The sequence below is a fragment of the Hydrogenophaga sp. genome (assembly GCF_041913525.1).
In the GTDB taxonomy this organism is placed as follows: domain Bacteria; phylum Pseudomonadota; class Gammaproteobacteria; order Burkholderiales; family Burkholderiaceae_C; genus Hydrogenophaga.
The window spans coordinates 170,605-188,143 of record NZ_JAYSFD010000002.1 but is presented as its reverse complement, the minus strand read 5'-3'; the positions used below and the strand labels follow the sequence as shown (position 1 = coordinate 188,143).

Here is a 17,539-nt window from a genome sequence, read left to right as displayed (position 1 = left end):
GCTCACAGGCCACCCTCCAGGCTTTGGCCGCGCTCGGCGGCGAGTTCGGCCACGGCGTCCACGAACACGCGGGCGCGGTGCACGTAGTTGTCGAACATGTCCAGGCTGGCGCAGGCGGGCGACATGAGCACGGCGTCGCCGGCATGGGCCAGGCGCGCGGCCACTTGCACCGCCTCGGGCAGGGTGGCGGCGTCTTCTTGTGGCACGTGGCGCTCGACCAGGGCCTCGCCCACGGCGGCGCGAATCTGCGGCGCGTCGCGGCCGATGTACACCACCGCTCGCGCGTGCTGGGCCAGGGGCTGGGCCAGGGGCGCGAAGTCTTGGCCCTTGCCGTCGCCACCCAGAATGACCACCAGGCGGCGCTCGGCCCCCAGGCCGCTCACAGCCGCCAGCGTGGCGCCCACGTTGGTGCCCTTGCTGTCGTCGAAGTACTCCACCTCGTCCACGATGCCCACCGGCTCCACCCGGTGCGGCTCGCCCCGGTAGTCGCGCAGGCCGTGCAGCATGGGCGCCAGCGGCGCGCCGGTGGAGGTGGCCAGCGCCAGGGCGGCCAGGGCATTGGCCGCGTTGTGGCGGCCACGGATGCGCAGTGCATCCACCGGCATCAGCCGCTGGAAATACAACTCGTCGGCGTCGGTGCTGCGGGTGCGAAGGCGGGTTTCGTCCACCGCGCGGGCGCGCACCAGCCAGCTCATGCCGTTGACCGATTCGATGCCCCAGTCGCCATTGCGGGTGGGCTCGTCCAGGCCGAAGGTGGCGTAGGCGCGGGCCGGCACCTGGCGGTTGCGGTTGGACACCTTCACCGTGACCAGACCGGGCTTGAAGCCCATCACCACCGGGTCTTCGCGGTTGAGCACCATCAGCGCGCCGGTGCCGAACACCGCGGCCTTGGCCTGGGCGTAGGCGGCCATGCTGCCGTGCCAGTCGAGGTGGTCTTCGGTGATGTTGAGCACGGTGGCCGCGGTGGGCACGGCGTCCCAGGCGCCACCGGCCGTGCCATCAAGCTGGAAGCTGGAGAGTTCCAGCACCCACACGGTGGGCAGGTGCGGCGGTGCGGGCGGCTCGGGCGTGGGCGGGGTGATGAGCGGCTCGGCCGAGTCATCGGTGGATTCGTCGGCCGCGTCGTCGGTGGCGGGCAGGGGCTCGTCATCGGCCTCGGCGGGCTCGGCGCCGTGCATGGCGTCGGCTTCGGGCGCTTCAGGCGTTTCTGGCGCGGCGGGCTCGGCGGCCGGCGCGGCTTGCGCCTCTGCGGCGGCGCGCTCGTCGTCTTCGCGCTGGGCCACGGCCTCGGCGTCAAGCGCGGCCGAGAGCACGTCCAGCAAGGCGGGGCCGATGTTGCCGGCCAGGGCCACGCGCTCACCGGCGCGCTGCAACAGCAGGGCCGTGAGCGAGGTGACGGTGGTCTTGCCATTGGTGCCGGTGATGGCCAGCACCTTGGGGCGATAAGGGAAGCGCTCGCGCTGGCGCAGCTCGGCCAGGGCCTGGGCGAACAGGTCCAACTCGCCCACCACGGGCACGGCCTGGGCGTGCGCCCAGGCGTTCACCGCCTGCAGGCTGGCCGGGGCCAGGCCGGGGCTGCGGGCCACCAGGGCCCAGGGCGCGCGCGCCAGCAAGGATTCGTCAAAGGCGCCAGCCACGAAGGTGGCGCCCGGGCAGTCGCGCTGCAGGGTGGCCAGTTGCGGCGGGGCCTCGCGTGTGTCCGCCACGGTCACGTGGGCACCCTGGCGGGCGCACCAGCGCGCCATCGCCAAACCGGAGATGCCCAGGCCGAGGATGAGGACGTGCTGTTGGTTCATCGCCCCGTTCACCGCAGCTTCAACGACGACAGGCCCACCAGGCACAGCAGCATGGTGATGATCCAGAAACGCACCACCACCTGGGTCTCTTTCCAGCCCTTCTTCTCAAAGTGGTGGTGCAAGGGCGCCATCTGGAACAGGCGACGGCCCTGCCCGTAACGGCGCTTGGTGTACTTGAAGTAGCTCACCTGCAGCATCACCGACAGGGCCTCGACCACGAAGATGCCGCCCATGATGGCCAGCACGATTTCCTGGCGCACGATCACGGCGATGGTGCCCAGCGCGCCGCCCAGGGCCAGGGCACCCACGTCGCCCATGAACACCTGCGCGGGGTGGGTGTTGAACCACAGAAACGCCAGGCCGGCACCGGCCAGCGCGCCACAGAAAATGAGCAGCTCGCCCGCGCCGGGAATGTGCGGCAGCAGCAGGTAAGGCGCGAACACGGCGTTGCCGGTGACATAGGCGAACACGCCCAGGGCCGAGCCCACCATCACCACCGGCATGATGGCCAGACCGTCCAGGCCGTCGGTGAGGTTCACCGCGTTGCTGGCGCCCACGATGACCAGGTAGGTCATGATCACAAAGCCAGCCACGCCCAGGGGGTAGTTGATCTCTTTGAAGAAGGGCACCAGCAGGCCCGCCTGGGGCGGCATGTCCAGCGTGAAGCCCGAGGCCACCCAGTCCACGAACAGCTCCAGCACGCGCAGGTTGCTGGTCTCGGACACGGCGAACACCAGGTAGAAGGCGGCCACCAGGCCAATGACGGACTGCCAGAAGTACTTCTCGCGCGAGCGCATGCCCTCGGGATCTTTGCGCACCACCTTGCGCCAGTCGTCCACCCAGCCAATGGCGCCGAAGCCCAGCGTCACCAGCAACACGATCCACACGAAGCGGTTGCTCCAGTTGAACCACAGCAGCGTGGACAGGGCGATGGCAAACAGAATCAGCACGCCACCCATGGTGGGCGTGCCGCCCTTGCTCAGGTGGGTCTGCATGGCGTACTCGCGAATCGGCTGGCCGATCTTGAGCGCGGCCAGGCGGCGGATGAAGTACGGCCCGGCGGCCAGGCCCAGCACCAGCGCGGTCATGGCGGCCATCACCGCCCGGAAGGTCAGGTACTGGAAGACCCGCAGAAAGCCCAGATCGGGGAAGAGGCCTTGCAGCCAGAGGGCCAGGCTAGGCAGCATGAGAAGAATCCTTTGAATCGTTGGCCAGCGCCATCTGCGAGGCGCGCACCTGCAGGGCCTGCACCACGCGCTCCATGCGCATGAACCGCGAGCCCTTGACCAGCACGCTGCGAACGGCTGGCTCGGCGTTGACCACGCGATCGGCCATGGCCGGTGCCAGCGCGGCCACGTCGGCCCAGTGCGTGGGGGCAGGCTCGCCAGCGGCGCGCAGGGCGTCCACCGCGCGGGCCATGTGTTCACCGGCCACGTGCACGGCTTCGAGGCCGCGCGCCGCGGCGTGGCGCAGCACCTCCAGGTGGAAGGCCAGGCCTTGTTCGCCCACCTCGCCCATGTCGCCCAGCACCAGCAGGCGCGGGGCCGGCAGCTCGGCCAGCACATCCACGGCGGCGCGCATGGAGTCGGGGTTGGCGTTGTAAGTGTCGTCCACCAAGGTCACGGTGCGGCCCGGCAAGGCCAGCGCCAGTGCGCGGGAGCGGCCGCCCACCGGCTCGAAGGCCGCCAGGCCTTGCTCGATGGCGGAAAGGGGCACGCCCGCGGCCATGGCGCAGGCGGCGGCCGCCAGGGCGTTGCGCACGTTGTGGCGCCCGGCGATGCGCAGGCGCAACGAGAGCGGGCCTTGCGGGCTGCTGGCCTGCACCGCCCAGGCGCCGTCGGCCCAATGGGTCTCGGTGGCGCGCACGTCGGCGGTGGCGTCGGTGTCGCTGAAGGTGAGGCAGCGGCGCGGGCCGACCAGCTCGCGCCACACCCAGGTGTGCTCGTCGTCGCTGGGGAACACGGCCACGCCATCGGCCGGCAGGGCCGAGAGCACCTCGCCGTTCTCGCGGGCCACCGCCTCCACCGTGGCCATGAACTCCTGGTGCTCGCGCTGGGCGTTGTTCACCAGCGCCACGGTGGGCGCGGCCATGGTGGCCAGGCCGGCGATCTCGCCCGGGTGGTTCATGCCCAGCTCGACGACCGACAGGCGATGCGAGGAGTGCAGCCGCAACAGCGTGAGCGGCACACCGATGTCGTTGTTGAAGTTGCCTTGCGTGGCGTGCGCGCCCTCGCCGGCGGCGGCGCGCAGGATGCTGGCCACCATCTGCGTGACGGTGGTCTTGCCGTTGCTGCCGGTCACGGCGATCAGGGGCAACTTGAATTGCGCGCGCCAGCGGGCCGCGAGTTCGCCCAGGGCGGCCAGGCTGTCGGGCACTTCCACGCCGGGCAGACCAGCCTCGGCCAAACCGCGCTGGGCGATGGCGACCACCGCGCCAGCCTCACGGGCCTGGCGCAGGAAGTCGTGGGCATCGAAGCGTTCACCTTTGAGCGCCACGAACAGGTCACCGGCTTGCAGGCTGCGGGTGTCGGTGTGCACGCGGGCGACATCGGCGGGCAGTTCGCCCACCACGCGGGCACCGCGAAGGGTCAACAGGAGCTGGGGCAAGGTCTTCATGCCTGCCCCCTGCGTTGGGCCAGCGCGGTGCGCGCCTGCTCGATGTCGGAGAACGGCGTCTTCACGCCCTGGATCTCCTGGTAGGTCTCATGGCCCTTGCCCGCGATCAGCACCACATCAGCAGCGCTGGCCTGCTGCACCGCCAGGGCAATGGCCTGGGCGCGGTCCACCACCACGCGAGCGGCATCGGGGCGGCTGAGGCCGGCCACCATCTGCCGCAGGATGGCCTGCGGGTCTTCGGAACGGGGGTTGTCGCTGGTGAGCACCACCTGCTGCGCGGCCCGCTCGGCCACGGCCGCCATCTTGGGGCGCTTGGTGGCGTCGCGGTCACCGCCGCAGCCGGCCACCACCCACAGCGCGCCACCGCGCCGGCTGGCCAGGGGTTGCACCGCTTCCAGGGCCTTTTCCAGGGCGTCGGGGGTGTGGGCGTAGTCCACCAGCACCAAGGGGGCGTCGGCGGCGTCGGGCTCGGCCTGCTCCATGCGGCCGGGCACCGGGGTCAGGCGCTCGCAGGCCATCACGGCCTGGGCCAGCGGCACATCCAGCGCGCGGGCCGCGGCGATCACGCCCAGCAGGTTGTGCACGTTGTAGCGGCCCACCAAGGGCAGGCTCAGGCGACGCTCGGTGGTCTCGGGCGAATGCGCGCCGCGCTCCACCACGGTGAAGGCCATGCCAGCGTGGGTGAATTCGAGGTCGCGCGCGCTCAGGCGAGCGTCGCCGTCAATGCCCACGGTCCAGAGATCAAGGTCAGTGTCGGCCAGGGACTGCCGCAGTTCAGCGCCACGCGGGTCGTCCACGTTCAGCACGGCGGCCTGCAAGCCGGTCCAGCGGAACAGCAGGGCCTTGGCGTCCCAGTAGGCCTGCATGCTGCCGTGGAAGTCGAGGTGGTCTTGCGTGAAGTTGGTGAACACCGCCACGCGGATCGAGGTGCCGTTCAGGCGCCCTTCCACCAGGCCGATGGACGAGGCCTCGATGGCACAGGCGTCCAGCCCCTGGTCCACGAAATCGCGCAAGGTGGACTGGAACAGCACCGGGTCGGGCGTGGTCAGGCCAGTGGGCACCAGGCCGTCTTGCGGCCGCCCCACGCCCAGCGTGCCCACCACACCGGCCGGGTGGTCACAGGCCGAGAGCAATTGCGCCATCCACCAGGCGCTGGAGGTTTTGCCATTGGTGCCGGTGAAGGCCACCACGTCCAGAAAGGCGCTGGGGTGGCCGCACCAGGCCGCCGCGATGGCGCCAGCGCGGGCCTTGAGGCCTGGCACCGCCAGCACGCGCGGGTCGTCCAGGCCGAAGCCTTCGATGCCGTCGCGTTCGACCACGGCCACGGCAGCGCCGGCGTCCAGCGCATCGCGCACGAAGCGACGGCCGTCGGTGGCCGCACCGGGCCAGGCGATGAAGGCATCGCCCGGGCGCACCTGGCGGCTGTCGCAGCGCAGGGCGCCGGTGACGCTGGCGCGCAGCCAGGTGGCCACGGCATCGGGGTGAAGCAGGGTCTGAACCATCAGAACGACTCCTCCACCACGTCGCTCACGATCTGTGGCTTCACGTTCATGTCGGGCTGCACGCCCAGGATGCGCAAGGTCTGCTGCACGGTTTCGCTGAAAACAGGGGCGGCCACGATGCCGCCGTAAAACGACCCGGCCGTGGGCTCGTCCACCATCACCGCCACCACGATGCGGGGTTTGTCGATGGGGGCCAGGCCCACGAACCAGCTGCGGTACTTGCGGTCGGCGTAGCCCTTGCCTTCTTGCTTGCGGGCCGTGCCGGTCTTGCCGCCCACCGAGTAGCCAATGGTCTGGGCGCGGGTGGCGGTGCCGCCAGGGCCGGTGGCCATGGCCAACATCTGGCGCACTGCGATGGCCGTCTTGGGGGTGAAGACCTGCACGCCGGAGGCGGGCTGGTCGGACTTGATCAGGGTGAGCGGAATCAGCTCGCCGTCGCGGGCGAAGATGGTGTACGACTGCGCCATCTGGAACAGCGAGGCCGACAGTCCGTAGCCGTAGCTCATGGTGGCCTGCTCGATGGGGCGCCAGCTCTTGTAGGGGCGCAGGCGGCCCGACACCGCGCCCGGGAACGGCACCTGCGGCTTCTGACCGAAGCCGGCCTGGGCATAGGTTTCCCACATCTCGCGCGGGCTGAGCTGCATGGCGATCTTCACCGTGCCCACGTTGCTCGACTTCTGGATCACCTCGGCCACGGTCAGCACATCGTAGGGGTGCGAGTCGTTGATGGTGGAACCACCGATGGTGATGCGACCGGGCGCGGTGTGAATGGGCGTGTCCGGCCGCACAATGCCCTTCTCCAGCGCCAGCGCGGTGATGAAGGGCTTCATGGTCGAGCCGGGCTCGAAGCTGTCGGTGAGCACGCGGTTGCGCAACTGCTCGCCGGTGAGGTTGCCCCGCCGGTTGGGGTTGTAGCTGGGGTAGTTGGCCAGGGCCAGCACCTCGCCGGTGAGGGTGTCGATCACGATCACGCTGCCGGCCTTGGCCTTGTGCAGCTGCACCGCGTCCTTGAGCTTCTGGTAGGCGAAGTACTGCACCTTGCTGTCGATGGACAGCTGCAGATCGGGCCCGTCCACCGGCGGCACCACGTCGCGCACGTCTTCAATCACACGCCCCAGGCGGTCTTTGATGACGCGGCGCGAGCCGTTCTTGCCGGCGAGCTTGTCGTTGAAGGTGAGTTCAACGCCCTCCTGCCCACGGTCTTCCACGTTGGTGAAGCCCACCACGTGCGCGGCGGCCTCGCCCTCGGGGTACTGGCGCTTGTAGTCGCGGCGCTGGTAGATGCCCTTGATGTTGAGCGCCGCGATCTGCTTGGCAATGGGCTCGTCCACCTGGCGCTTCACCCAGACAAAGGTCTTGTCCTCGTCGCCCAGGCGCTTCTTCAAGTCGGCCAGTGGCATCTCCAGCAGCTTGGCCAGGTCGCGCAGCTTGGGGTCGGACTTGTCCACGTCTTCGGGAATCGCCCAGATGCTTTGTGCCACCACGCTGGAGGCCAGCAACAAGCCATTGCGGTCCAGCACGCGGCCGCGGTTGGCCGGCAGTTCCAGCGTGCGGGCAAAACGCACCTCGCCCTGGCGCTGGAAGAAATCGTTGCCGAACACCTGCACATAGGCCGCGCGCCCGGCCAGACCAGCAAAGGCCAGCGCCAGGCCGGCCACAATGAACTTGCTGCGCCACACCGGCGTCTTGCTCGCCAGCAGAGGGCTGGAGGTGTAGTTGATGCTGCGGCTCATCGCGCACCCTCCGCACCAGCAGGCGTCGCGGGCGCCGCCACCGGGGCCTCGTTCACCGTGACGTACTGCGTGATGCCAGGCGTCACCGCCCGCATGTCGAGCTGGCGCGTGGCGAGCTGCTGCACGCGGGCCGGCGTGGCCTGGGCGCGTCGCTGCACCTGCAGTTGCTCGTGCTCGGCCTCCAGCTTGCGCATCTGCGCCTGCGAACGGTCAATGGCCGTGTACAGGCGGCGCGACTCGTATTGCGTGTGCACCAGGTAGAAGGCACTGGCCAGCACGGCCGCGAGCAACACCAGGTTCAGGCGGATCATGCCGGCACCTCCGTGCGCTCGGCCCAGCGCATCACCGCGCTGCGCGAGCGCGGGTTGGCCTGCACCTCGGCATCAGACGGCATCACCCGCTTCGGGCTGCGCAGCTTCATGGGCGTGGGGGCGGCAAACGGGGCGCGACGGTCGTACACCTCGCGCGAGTGGCCCGCCATGAACTGCTTGACGATGCGATCTTCCAGGGAGTGAAAGCTGATGACCACCAGACGCCCGCCGGGGCGCAACACACCCAGACTGGCCTCTAGCGCTTGTTGCAGCTCTTCAAGCTCGGCGTTGATGAAAATCCGAAGAGCCTGAAATGTGCGCGTTGCAGGGTCCTTGCCCGGCTCGCGGGTTTTGACCGCGCCAGCCACGACTTCGGCCAACTCGGCGGTGGTTCGAAGAGGGCCCCGTTCCTGTCGGCGACGATCAATCGCCTTTGCAATCGGTTGAGCAAACCGTTCTTCGCCGTATTCACGGATGACCTCCGACAGGGTTGAGATATCGGCCGTTTCCAGCCACTGGGCCACGCTCTGGCCGCGCGTGGTGTCCATGCGCATGTCCAGCGGGCCGTCGTTGCGAAAAGAAAAACCCCGGGCGGGGTCATCGATTTGAGGGGAGCTGACCCCGAGGTCCATCAGGATGCCGTCGGCACTCGCTGGCCCCAACTCGGCCAAGTGACAAAAGCCTTCGTGCCGGATGGTGAAGCGAGCGTCTTGTGCCGCCAGGGCGGTGGCGGCTGCCACCGCTTGCGGGTCTTTGTCAAAAGCGGTCAGGCGCCCCTGGGCCGAGAGGCGCTGCAGAATCAGGCGGCTGTGACCACCACGACCGAAGGTGGCGTCCACGTAGTGCCCTTCCGGCCGAATGGCCAGGGCGTCAACGGCCTCGTTCAGGAGGACGGTGTGGTGAACCCATGCGTCTTGCACCGCCGCCCTCAGAAAGAAAAGTCCTTGAAGACATCGGGCATCTCGGCCTTCATGGCCTCGGCCTCCTGCTCGGCGTACACCTTGGCGTCCCACAGTTCGAAGTACGCGCCCATGCCCAGCAGCACGGCGTCTTTGCTGATGCCGGCAGCTGCCCGCAGCTCGGGCGAGACCAGCACGCGACCCGACGCGTCCATTTCCACGTCCATCGCGTTGCCCAGAAAGATGCGCTTCCACCACTGGGCCTGCATGGGCAGAGCGGCGATGCGGTCGCGGAACTCTTCCCAGGCCGCTCGGGGAAACACCATGAGGCAGCCGTGCGGGTGCTTGGTGATGGTGAGCTGCGCGCCAGCCGCGCCCAGGGCGTCACGGTGCCGGGTCGGCACAGACAGCCGACCCTTGGCATCCAGACTCAGCGATGACGCGCCCTGAAACACGTTGAATCAGCCCCTTGAAAACACTTTTCACCACTTAATTGCACTTTTTTCCACTGTAGCAGGAAAACCCTGTTCCCCTTCAGGGGTACAACACTTTTTTTCAATGAAATCAACCACTTAGAGCATCTTTTGGAGACAAGAGAGACCCAAAATTCACATACAAAGCAAGCACTTACAAAGCGCTCTGCAAGTGATGGTTGAAAACAAAACGCCCCTGGCCGTGCGGCCAGGGGCGCGATCGTTCCGACAGCCGGCAAAGCGGCCCAACGGGAATCAGAGGATGTAGCGCGACAGGTCTTCGTTGCGGCTCAGGGCCGTGAGGCGCGAATCCACATAGGCACCGTCCACGGTGACGGTCTGCCCTTGCAAGCGGGCGGCATCAAAGCTCACCTCGTCAAGCAAATGCTCCATCACGGTGGCCAGACGGCGCGCGCCGATGTTCTCGGTGCGCTCGTTCACGTCAAAGGCGATCTGCGCCAACTGGCGAATGCCCTCGGGCGTGAACTCCAGCGTGACGCCTTCGGTGGCCAGCAAGGCCTGGTACTGGCGCACCAACGAGGCATGGGTCTGGGTGAGGATGGCCTCAAAGTCGTCCACCGACAGCGACTGCAACTCCACCCGAATCGGGAAGCGCCCTTGCAGCTCGGGAATCAGGTCGCTGGGCTTGGCCAGGTGGAATGCACCACTGGCGATGAACAGAATGTGGTCGGTCTTGATGACGCCGTACTTGGTGGACACCGCCGTGCCCTCCACCAATGGCAGCAGGTCGCGCTGCACGCCTTGGCGCGACACCTCGGCCGTGCCGCCGTCGCTGCGGCTGGTCACCTTATCGATCTCGTCGATGAACACGATGCCGTTCTGCTCGGCGTTGTGCAGCGCACGCGCCTTGATCTCTTCTTCGTTGACGAGCTTGGCCGCTTCCTCGTCGATCAGCACCTTCATGGCCTCGGCGATCTTGAGCTTGCGCACCTGCTTGCGCCCCGCCCCTAGCTGGCTGAACATGCCGCGCAACTGCTCGGCCATCTCTTCCATGCCGGCGGGGCCCATCACCTCCATGGCCGGGCGCGGCTCGGCCACTTCGATCTCGATCTCGCGGTCATCGAGCTGGCCTTCGCGCAGCTTCTTGCGAAACGCCTGACGCGCCGTGCCGTCGGCCGGCGGCGTGGGCTCGAAGCCCACCGAACGCGGCGGTGGAATCAGGATGTCCAGAATGCGGTCTTCGGCCGCGTCTTCGGCGCGGGCGCGCTGCTTGCGCATCTCAGTCTCGCGGGTCTGCTTCACCGCCACCTCGGCCAGGTCGCGGATGATGCTGTCCACGTCCTTGCCCACATAGCCCACCTCGGTGAACTTGGTGGCCTCCACCTTGATGAAGGGCGCATCGGCCAACTTGGCCAGGCGGCGGGCGATCTCGGTCTTGCCTACGCCGGTCGGGCCAATCATCAGGATGTTCTTGGGCGTGATCTCGGGGCGCAGCTTCTCGTCCACCTGCTGGCGGCGCCAGCGGTTGCGCAGTGCAATGGCCACGGCACGCTTGGCGCCTTGCTGGCCGATGATGAAGCGGTCGAGTTCGGAGACGATTTCCTGGGGCGTCATGGACGACATGGCTGGCTCACTCCAGGGTTTCAATGGTGTGGTTCATGTTGGTGTAAATGCACAGCTCGCCGGCGATTTCCAGCGAACGGCGCACCACGTCTTCGGCACTGAGGTCGGTGTGGTCGATCAGGGCCTTGGCCGCCGATTGGGCATACGCCCCACCCGACCCGATGGCCACGATGCCATGCTCAGGCTCCAGCACATCACCGTTGCCCGTGATGATCAGGCTGGCGGTCTTGTCGGCCACGGCCAGCATGGCCTCGAGGCGACGCAGCACACGGTCGGTGCGCCAGTCGCGGGTCAGCTCGATGGCCGCCCGCGCCAAGTGCCCCTGGTGCTTTTCCAGCTTGGCCTCGAAGCGCTCGAACAGGGTGAAGGCGTCGGCGGTGGCGCCGGCGAAGCCAGCGAGCACACGGTCGTGATAGAGCTTGCGCACCTTGCGCGCCGTGCCCTTGACGACGATGTGCCCCAGCGTCACCTGGCCATCGCCACCGATGGCAACTTGCACGCCGGCAGGGGTCTGGCGGCGCACGCAAACAATGGTGGTTCCGTGAAACGATTCCATGGGGTCCAAGATAGGGTGATTCGAGCCCGGCGCAAGACCGGTGCTCGACAGAGATGAAAGCAATGGTGACAAGCCGCGGGCCGCGGCCTATCTCAGTCGGTGCGCACGACCACCTTGGCGTATTCGGTGATGCCGATGACGTGGAAGAAGGCGGACACCAGCCGGTTCACGTCCACGAACTGCACCACCCGGCCGTCCGACCGGTGCCCGGACACCCAGTTGAGCAGGGTGCCGGCGGCCGAAAAATCCACGCGAATGAGGTTGCGGCAGGAGATGATCATCACGTCCGCGCCGGCCAGCTTCTGTTCCAGGTGACTGAGCGTGTCTTGCGGATCGCCACGCACCTCGCCAGACAGTTCCACCATGCCCAGCTGATTGAGCGTGGAGACGCGCGAGTCGAAGCCCGATTCGCCCGACAGCGTGGAGACTGTCTCTAGGGTCACGTCACCCAATAGAGAGCGACCCACGCCATCGTCGCTGCAAGGGTCGATTGCCTCAAAGCGGCAGCGTGGCTTTTCCCACCCCGGAGGCGACAGCTCGTAAGTCACACAGAAATCCAGGGCCACCAGTTCAAACTCGTCGATGCGATTCATGAGCCGCAATACCGCCATGCGCAAGTCCCACCAGACCTGCTCCACGTCGCGGCGGCCCGACACGGTCATTTCCTTCAGACGATCGCGCAGAATGCCGGCGCCCAGAAAGCGCAACTGCACGGGCTGGTCTGCCCAAAGAGTGAACAAACCCAAAAGCGCGCGTGCCGCCTTCTGGTCAAGCTTCTCCAGCGGCGTCCAGTCAATCACCCAGGGATTGGCACTACGGGACAGCACATTCTGCAAAGTGCCCACGGCGTGGGCATCCAGTTCGACCTCACTCACCCAGATCACGCGATTGGAGCCCGCGCCCGCGGGCGCAGCTGCCCGCCCCTTCAAATTGGCCACAGCCTGAGGCATGTCGTACCACTGAGGCGCAGACCGATTGAACCGGTTCACAAAATCGACCGCACGGCTCTCGAAAGGGGCCAACTGCCCGGTGGCGCGGTAGAGGTCGAACAAGGCGAGCCAGTCTTCGATCTGATCCACCCTGAGCCCGCCCTCACCCAGCACCTCTAGCAATCCCTGCTCGGCGCCTGCATCGTCACCATTGGCGAATCGAATGGCCGCTTCTTCCACCTCTGGGTCCTGCACAAATTCCTGCACGTCCATGGCGAGGAACTGCGACGCCGAAAAAGACGATGCCCCACCGGCCGGTTGGCGACTCACGGGTGCGACCAAGCCCGTCTTTTGCAGCGACGGTACAGCGGAAACCACAGGAAAAGCTGCCGATGACTGGGTGGCGGACCACGAGTTACGTGGCGCCCCAGGACCAGCCGGCGTGCCGCCACCCGGCAAGCCTGAGGGCTCGGTTATTTGGTACTGAGGCTGCGCTCGGCGCGAGTCAGCGCTCAATTGGGCTGAGGCAATGCCGGCTGCCCTAGGTCGTAGCCCCTGAGCGCCAGTGTTGAGACCAGACCCAGTGCTGGACGATGAATCGGGGCTCTTGGTCTTCCACCACTGCATGGACATCTGCGCCTCGATCTCGTCGATCTTCTTGAGCGTCATGGCCCTGTCGTCGGGCTTGGACTGCAGGCTGCTCTGGAAGAAAGACGGACGCATGCTCTGCGGCTCGCCCTGGTTGGCCTCGCGGCTGCGAATCTTGCGCAGCATGTCGAACTCGCGCTTGCGCACGAAATCGTTGCGCCGCTTGCGCTCAATCATTTCCTTGAGCGCTTGCTTGCTGTATTCGCTCTCGCGGTCGGCGGTGCGCGTGTCCAGATCGGCCCAGCTCGTGGTCGGATGCCGCACGAACTTCACCACTTTGGACAGGAAGCCGCCGGAATCGTCCTTGGCCATGTTGTCAGTTATCGGGATCTGGTGCCTGAAATTCAGTCCCCAAACATCTTCTGCTTGAGTTCACGGCGCTGCTGGGCCTCCAGCGACAGGCTGGCGGTGGGGCGGGCCATGAGACGGCCCACGCCGATGGGCTCACCGGTCTCTTCGCAATAACCGTAATCGCCGGAATCGATGCGGGCGATGGCCTGCTCGATCTTCTTGAGCAGCTTGCGCTCGCGGTCGCGGGTGCGCAGCTCCAGGGCGTGCTCTTCTTCAATGGTGGCGCGGTCGGCGGGGTCGGGCACGACCACGGTGTCTTCGCGCAGGTGCTCGGTGGTCTCGCCGGCATTGGCCAGGATGCCGCTCTTGAGCTGGTTGAGCTTCAGGCGGAAGTACGCCAGCTGCACGTCGTTCATGTACTGGTCTTCCGGCATGGCCAGCACATCCTGATCGGTCAGTTGATCGATCGGCAGGGTCTTCCAGTTGTTGGCCCGCTTGGGGTCTTTCTGGACGGGGGTCGGGACGGGAGCAGTCATTACGGGTTCGTTCGTGAGAGAAAAAGTCGCCTTGGCGGCGTCGGGCGCATGGGTGGGAACCGACTCGGGCTGAGCCATTTGTTCCATCATCACCTTCTTCGCTGCCCGCTTGCCCAGGGGACGGGGCGTAGGCTCGATGACCGGCGGCGCGGCAGGCGCCACCGATTTGGCCACGGACACGGGCGGCTTGGTGGCCTTCCCGGCGGTGGGTTTGACGACCTTGGCGGGCGCCACTGACTTGGACTCGGATTTCTTGGCCGGCGCCACCTTGACAGGCACCTTCTTGGCCGGTGCGGCTTTGGCGGTCGCCTTGGTGGCGACGGCCTTGGTCGCTGTCTTGGGCGCCGCCACCTTGGCGGGCGCCTTGGCCACTGGCTTGGACACTGGTTTTGCCGGCGCCTTGGCCGAGGCCGGCGCTGCGGCCTTGGTTGCCTTGGCGGTCTTGGAGGCCAACGTCTTCACCGCCGACGCGCGCGCTGAAGCCCCCTTGGGGATGGGCTTGCCAGATTTCGCTGCCGTGGGTGCCGGGGCTTTCACAACGGGTCTCCTGTCAGGGGATGACGAAGCGGGAACGGCGGGGAGGTGCCGTCGCGTCGTGCTTGCCCGAGACCTGACGGCCCTGGGGCGTGCGAGCCGACGACGGCGCTGTTATACCTCCCTTTGGAGACACCTCTGGCGGCAGGGCGCACACGCCCGGCGTTGCCTGGGGGGCCTGCCAACTTGGGCCGCGATTGTAGCCACGACAGGCTAAGACGGTTGCCCTATCCACCCGGGCAGGAGACCGGGCGTTGGGGAAGCGAGACAGACGCCGCCGATTCGGGATGTTCTTCACACCAGCGCTTGCTGCAAACCTTGTTCCAGGATGTCGCGTGGCAGGTCGATGCCAATGAACACCAGCTTGCTCACGCGCGGCTCGCCTTCGGCCCAGGCTGGCCCCAGGTCGCTGCCCATGAGCTGGTGCACGCCCTGGAAAATCACCTTGCGCTCGGTGCCCTGCATGTTGAGCACGCCCTTGTAGCGCAGCATGCGCGGGCCATAGACCTGCACGATGGCACCCAGGAAGTCTTCGAGCTTCTCGGGGCTGAAAGGCCGGTCTGCCCGGTAGACGAAGCTTTTCACGTCGTCATCGTGGTGGTGGTGGTGGCCATGGCCGTGCTGGTGCGACGGGTGGTTGCAGTGCTCGCCATGCTCGTGGTCATGGTGGTGGTGATCGTGGCCGTGGTGGTCGTGGTCATGACCGTGGTCGTCCACCTTGAGGAAGTCCGGGTCAATGTCGAGCTTGGCGTTCAGGTTGAAGCCGCGCAGATCGAACACCTCCTTGAGCGACACCTCGCCGAAATGCACCGGACGGATCGGGGCGCGGGGGTTCATGTGCTTGAGGCGGTGGGTCAGGGCGTCAAGTTCCTCGGCACTGACCAGATCGGACTTGCTGATGAAGATCTGGTCGGCAAAGCCCACCTGGCGGCGGGCTTCCTGGCGATCGTTGAGCTGCTGGGCCGCGTGTTTGGCGTCCACCAGGGTGAGGATGGAGTCCAGCAGGTACTGCTCGGCCACCTCATCGTCCATGAAGAAGGTCTGCGCCACCGGGCCGGGGTCGGCCAGGCCGGTGGTCTCGATGACCACGCGCTCGAAGTCCAGTTCGCCTTTGCGCCGGCGCTGGGCCAGGTCTTGCAAGGTGGCGCGCAGGTCGTCGCGAATGGTGCAGCAGATGCAGCCGTTGCTCATCTGGATGATGTTTTCCTGGGTGTCGGCCACCAGGATCTCGTTGTCGATGTTTTCTTCGCCGAACTCGTTTTCCACCACGGCGATCTTCTGGCCATGGGCCTCACTGAGCACGCGCTTGAGCAGCGTGGTTTTGCCTGAACCAAGGAAGCCGGTGAGGATGGTGGCGGGAATCAGGGCCATGACGAACTCGCTGTAATAGAAAAGGGGGCGAAAAAACGAAGCGCGACAGTGTAGGCCAGGGGCCTGAGGCAGCCCTCAAGGCTTGCGCATCACCACCAGGCCTTTGAGGTATTCGCCTTCGGGGAAGGTGAGGTCGGTGGGGTGGTCGGGCGCGCCGCCCAGGCGCTGCAAGATGGCCGCGTCCACGCCGGCGTCCAGGCCGGCCGAGGCCACGATCTTGTGGAACAGCTCCACACCAATGCCGCCCGAGCAAGAGAAGGTGAGCAACACGCCACCCGGCCTGAGCAGCTTCAGGCCCAGGCGGTTGAGGTCTTTGTAAGCACGCGCGGCCCGCTCGGCGTGGGCCACGGTGGGGGCGAGCTTGGGCGGGTCCAGCACGATGGCATCGAACTGGCGGCCCTCGGCCAGAAAGCGGCGCAGGCTGGCGTTGACGTCGGCGTCCAGGAAGGTGGCACGGGCCGGGTCAAGGCCGTTGAGCGCCAGGTTGGCCCTTGCCTGTTCCAGCGCGGGCCCCGACGAATCTATCGAGGTGACATGGCTGGCACCGCCGGCCAGCGCGGCCACGGTGAAGCCCCCGGTGTAGCTGAAGCAGTTGAGCATCTCACCCAGGCCCAGGCGGCGCACGTACTCGTGGCAAGCCAGGCGGCTGTCGCGCTGGTCCAGGTAGTAGCCGGTCTTGTGGCCCAGGGCAATGTCCAGACCCAGGCGCCAGCCATGCTCGTGCAGCTCCAGGGCCGTGGGGCCATCGCCGCGCAGCCAGCCGGTGACCTGGGGCAAGCCTTCCAGTTCGCGGCTGCTGGTGTCCGAGCGTTCGTACAGGCGCGGGCAGCCGGTGAGCTCGATCAGCGCGTCGGCGATGGTGTCTTTCCAGCGCTCCACGCCACAAGAACCGAACTGGGCCACCAGGGTGTCGCCGTAGCGGTCCACGATGAGGCCAGGCAGGCCATCGGACTCACCGTGCACCAGCCGCACCCCGTTGCTGGCAATGGCCAGGCGCTCGCGCAGGGCAATGGCGCGGGCCAAGGTGGCGCGGAAGAAGGCGGCGTCGATGCGCTGCTGCGCATCAAAGCTCCAGGCGCGCACGCGGATGCGGGAGTCGGGCGAGAAGGCGCCCCAGGCCAGGAACTGGCCCTCGGCGTCTTCCACGCGCACGGTCTCGCCGGCATCGGCCCGGCCTTTGGCGATGGCACCGTCGAACACCCAGGGGTGGCGGCGGTGCAAGGAGCGGTCTTTGCCGGGCTTGAGTCGGATCGATTTCATGCCGGGTATTGTCGTCGGCCCCGGCTGGCCTGGGCCTCAGGGCCGCAGGTAAACGAAAGCCTCGCGGGCTTGCAGGCGGGCCACCTCGGCCACGCCCGAGGGCACGATCTTGGCTTCCATGGCCACCTTGGAGGCGTCGATCTTGCGCGAGACCAGGGTGTTGTTGCACACGCGAAACTCCACGCCGCGCGCGGCCAGCTCGCCAATGGCACCAGCGAAGGGCTGCTCCATCTGGTTGGTGGCGCCGTCGAGCAGGAAGTCAATGCCCAGCCCGTGGGTGACCACCACGATCTTGGCGGTGGGGTCGGCATTGAGGTGGTTGCGGATGTTGTTGATGGCGCGCGAGGCTTGTGGGATGCCCTCGCTCATGTGATAGACGACCTTGATGGCCTCTTGCGCCTGGGCCGGGGCGGCCAGCGAGCACATGGCCACGGCGAACAATGCGGACCAACGGGCAAGAATTTTGAACATGCTTATCTCCTGATAGTGGTGGAAAAGGG

General features: G+C 67.0%; 15 protein-coding genes. All 15 read right to left on the bottom strand.

What is annotated here, in order from left to right:
• Positions 1–2 precede the first annotated feature (2 nt).
• The 15 genes from murD to ACE3RQ_RS03650 all read right to left on the bottom strand — a co-directional run bounded on the left by murD (position 3) and on the right by ACE3RQ_RS03650 (position 17,510).
• Positions 3–1,796, bottom strand: coding sequence for a UDP-N-acetylmuramoyl-L-alanine--D-glutamate ligase (gene murD / locus ACE3RQ_RS03720; protein ID WP_374520052.1), 1,794 nt, complete (start codon positions 1,794–1,796; stop codon positions 3–5).
• 8 nt (positions 1,797–1,804) lie between these two features.
• Positions 1,805–2,983, bottom strand: coding sequence for a phospho-N-acetylmuramoyl-pentapeptide-transferase (gene mraY / locus ACE3RQ_RS03715; protein ID WP_374520050.1), 1,179 nt, complete (start codon positions 2,981–2,983; stop codon positions 1,805–1,807).
• Complete coding sequence (gene murF, locus ACE3RQ_RS03710; RefSeq protein WP_374520048.1) at positions 2,973–4,412, bottom strand: UDP-N-acetylmuramoyl-tripeptide--D-alanyl-D-alanine ligase; 1,440 nt, start codon at positions 4,410–4,412, stop codon at positions 2,973–2,975. Before murF ends, mraY begins: the two co-directional genes overlap by 11 nt.
• The gene (locus tag ACE3RQ_RS03705) at positions 4,409–5,914 is read right to left on the bottom strand and encodes a UDP-N-acetylmuramoyl-L-alanyl-D-glutamate--2,6-diaminopimelate ligase (protein ID WP_374520046.1); all 1,506 of its coding nucleotides are present in this window, start codon (positions 5,912–5,914) and stop codon (positions 4,409–4,411) included. Before ACE3RQ_RS03705 ends, murF begins: the two co-directional genes overlap by 4 nt.
• Positions 5,914–7,647 (bottom strand): peptidoglycan D,D-transpeptidase FtsI family protein, encoded by a 1,734-nt coding sequence (locus ACE3RQ_RS03700; RefSeq protein ID WP_374520044.1) that lies wholly within the window; start codon positions 7,645–7,647, stop codon positions 5,914–5,916. Before ACE3RQ_RS03700 ends, ACE3RQ_RS03705 begins: the two co-directional genes overlap by 1 nt.
• Positions 7,644–7,958: a cell division protein FtsL gene (gene ftsL / locus ACE3RQ_RS03695; RefSeq protein ID WP_374520042.1), complete on the bottom strand. Its 315-nt coding sequence runs from the start codon at positions 7,956–7,958 to the stop codon at positions 7,644–7,646. The genes ACE3RQ_RS03700 and ftsL overlap by 4 nt, the downstream gene beginning before the upstream one ends.
• The gene (gene rsmH / locus ACE3RQ_RS03690) at positions 7,955–8,878 is read right to left on the bottom strand and encodes a 16S rRNA (cytosine(1402)-N(4))-methyltransferase RsmH (protein ID WP_374520040.1); all 924 of its coding nucleotides are present in this window, start codon (positions 8,876–8,878) and stop codon (positions 7,955–7,957) included. The genes ftsL and rsmH overlap by 4 nt, the downstream gene beginning before the upstream one ends.
• 8 nt (positions 8,879–8,886) lie before the next feature.
• Positions 8,887–9,312, bottom strand: a complete 426-nt coding sequence (gene mraZ, locus ACE3RQ_RS03685) for a division/cell wall cluster transcriptional repressor MraZ (protein ID WP_374520038.1) — start codon at positions 9,310–9,312, stop codon at positions 8,887–8,889.
• A gap of 273 nt (positions 9,313–9,585) precedes the next feature.
• Complete coding sequence (gene hslU / locus ACE3RQ_RS03680; protein ID WP_374520036.1) at positions 9,586–10,914, bottom strand: ATP-dependent protease ATPase subunit HslU; 1,329 nt, start codon at positions 10,912–10,914, stop codon at positions 9,586–9,588.
• Positions 10,915–10,921: 7 nt separating this feature from the next.
• Positions 10,922–11,470 carry an ATP-dependent protease subunit HslV gene (gene hslV, locus ACE3RQ_RS03675; RefSeq protein WP_374520034.1) on the bottom strand — a complete coding sequence of 183 codons (549 nt, stop codon included), beginning with the start codon at positions 11,468–11,470 and terminating at the stop codon, positions 10,922–10,924.
• A gap of 92 nt (positions 11,471–11,562) precedes the next feature.
• On the bottom strand, positions 11,563–13,359 hold the full coding sequence (locus tag ACE3RQ_RS03670) for an STAS domain-containing protein (protein ID WP_374520033.1): 1,797 nt from the start codon (positions 13,357–13,359) through the stop codon (positions 11,563–11,565).
• Between the two features lie 32 nt (positions 13,360–13,391).
• Complete coding sequence (dksA, locus tag ACE3RQ_RS03665; RefSeq protein WP_374520031.1) at positions 13,392–14,411, bottom strand: RNA polymerase-binding protein DksA; 1,020 nt, start codon at positions 14,409–14,411, stop codon at positions 13,392–13,394.
• A 291-nt stretch (positions 14,412–14,702) separates the two neighbouring features.
• Positions 14,703–15,779 carry a GTP-binding protein gene (locus tag ACE3RQ_RS03660; RefSeq protein ID WP_374520029.1) on the bottom strand — a complete coding sequence of 359 codons (1,077 nt, stop codon included), beginning with the start codon at positions 15,777–15,779 and terminating at the stop codon, positions 14,703–14,705.
• 75 nt (positions 15,780–15,854) lie between these two features.
• Positions 15,855–17,039 (bottom strand): class I SAM-dependent rRNA methyltransferase, encoded by a 1,185-nt coding sequence (locus tag ACE3RQ_RS03655; protein ID WP_374520027.1) that lies wholly within the window; start codon positions 17,037–17,039, stop codon positions 15,855–15,857.
• A gap of 36 nt (positions 17,040–17,075) precedes the next feature.
• On the bottom strand, positions 17,076–17,510 hold the full coding sequence (locus ACE3RQ_RS03650) for a DsrE family protein (protein ID WP_374520025.1): 435 nt from the start codon (positions 17,508–17,510) through the stop codon (positions 17,076–17,078).
• Positions 17,511–17,539 lie beyond the last annotated feature (29 nt).

Coding starts and splice junctions, on each gene's coding strand:
- murF (WP_374520048.1), bottom strand. CDS start 4,412: ATGAAGACCTTGCCCCAGCTCCTGTTGACCCTTCGCGGTGCCCGCGTG.
- ACE3RQ_RS03700 (WP_374520044.1), bottom strand. CDS start 7,647: ATGAGCCGCAGCATCAACTACACCTCCAGCCCTCTGCTGGCGAGCAAG.
- ftsL (WP_374520042.1), bottom strand. CDS start 7,958: ATGATCCGCCTGAACCTGGTGTTGCTCGCGGCCGTGCTGGCCAGTGCC.
- hslU (WP_374520036.1), bottom strand. CDS start 10,914: ATGTCGTCCATGACGCCCCAGGAAATCGTCTCCGAACTCGACCGCTTC.
- ACE3RQ_RS03670 (WP_374520033.1), bottom strand. CDS start 13,359: ATGGCCAAGGACGATTCCGGCGGCTTCCTGTCCAAAGTGGTGAAGTTC.
- hslV (WP_374520034.1), bottom strand. CDS start 11,470: ATGGAATCGTTTCACGGAACCACCATTGTTTGCGTGCGCCGCCAGACC.
- ACE3RQ_RS03655 (WP_374520027.1), bottom strand. CDS start 17,039: ATGAAATCGATCCGACTCAAGCCCGGCAAAGACCGCTCCTTGCACCGC.
- mraY (WP_374520050.1), bottom strand. CDS start 2,983: ATGCTGCCTAGCCTGGCCCTCTGGCTGCAAGGCCTCTTCCCCGATCTG.
- ACE3RQ_RS03705 (WP_374520046.1), bottom strand. CDS start 5,914: ATGGTTCAGACCCTGCTTCACCCCGATGCCGTGGCCACCTGGCTGCGC.
- murD (WP_374520052.1), bottom strand. CDS start 1,796: ATGAACCAACAGCACGTCCTCATCCTCGGCCTGGGCATCTCCGGTTTG.
- ACE3RQ_RS03660 (WP_374520029.1), bottom strand. CDS start 15,779: ATGGCCCTGATTCCCGCCACCATCCTCACCGGCTTCCTTGGTTCAGGC.
- ACE3RQ_RS03650 (WP_374520025.1), bottom strand. CDS start 17,510: ATGTTCAAAATTCTTGCCCGTTGGTCCGCATTGTTCGCCGTGGCCATG.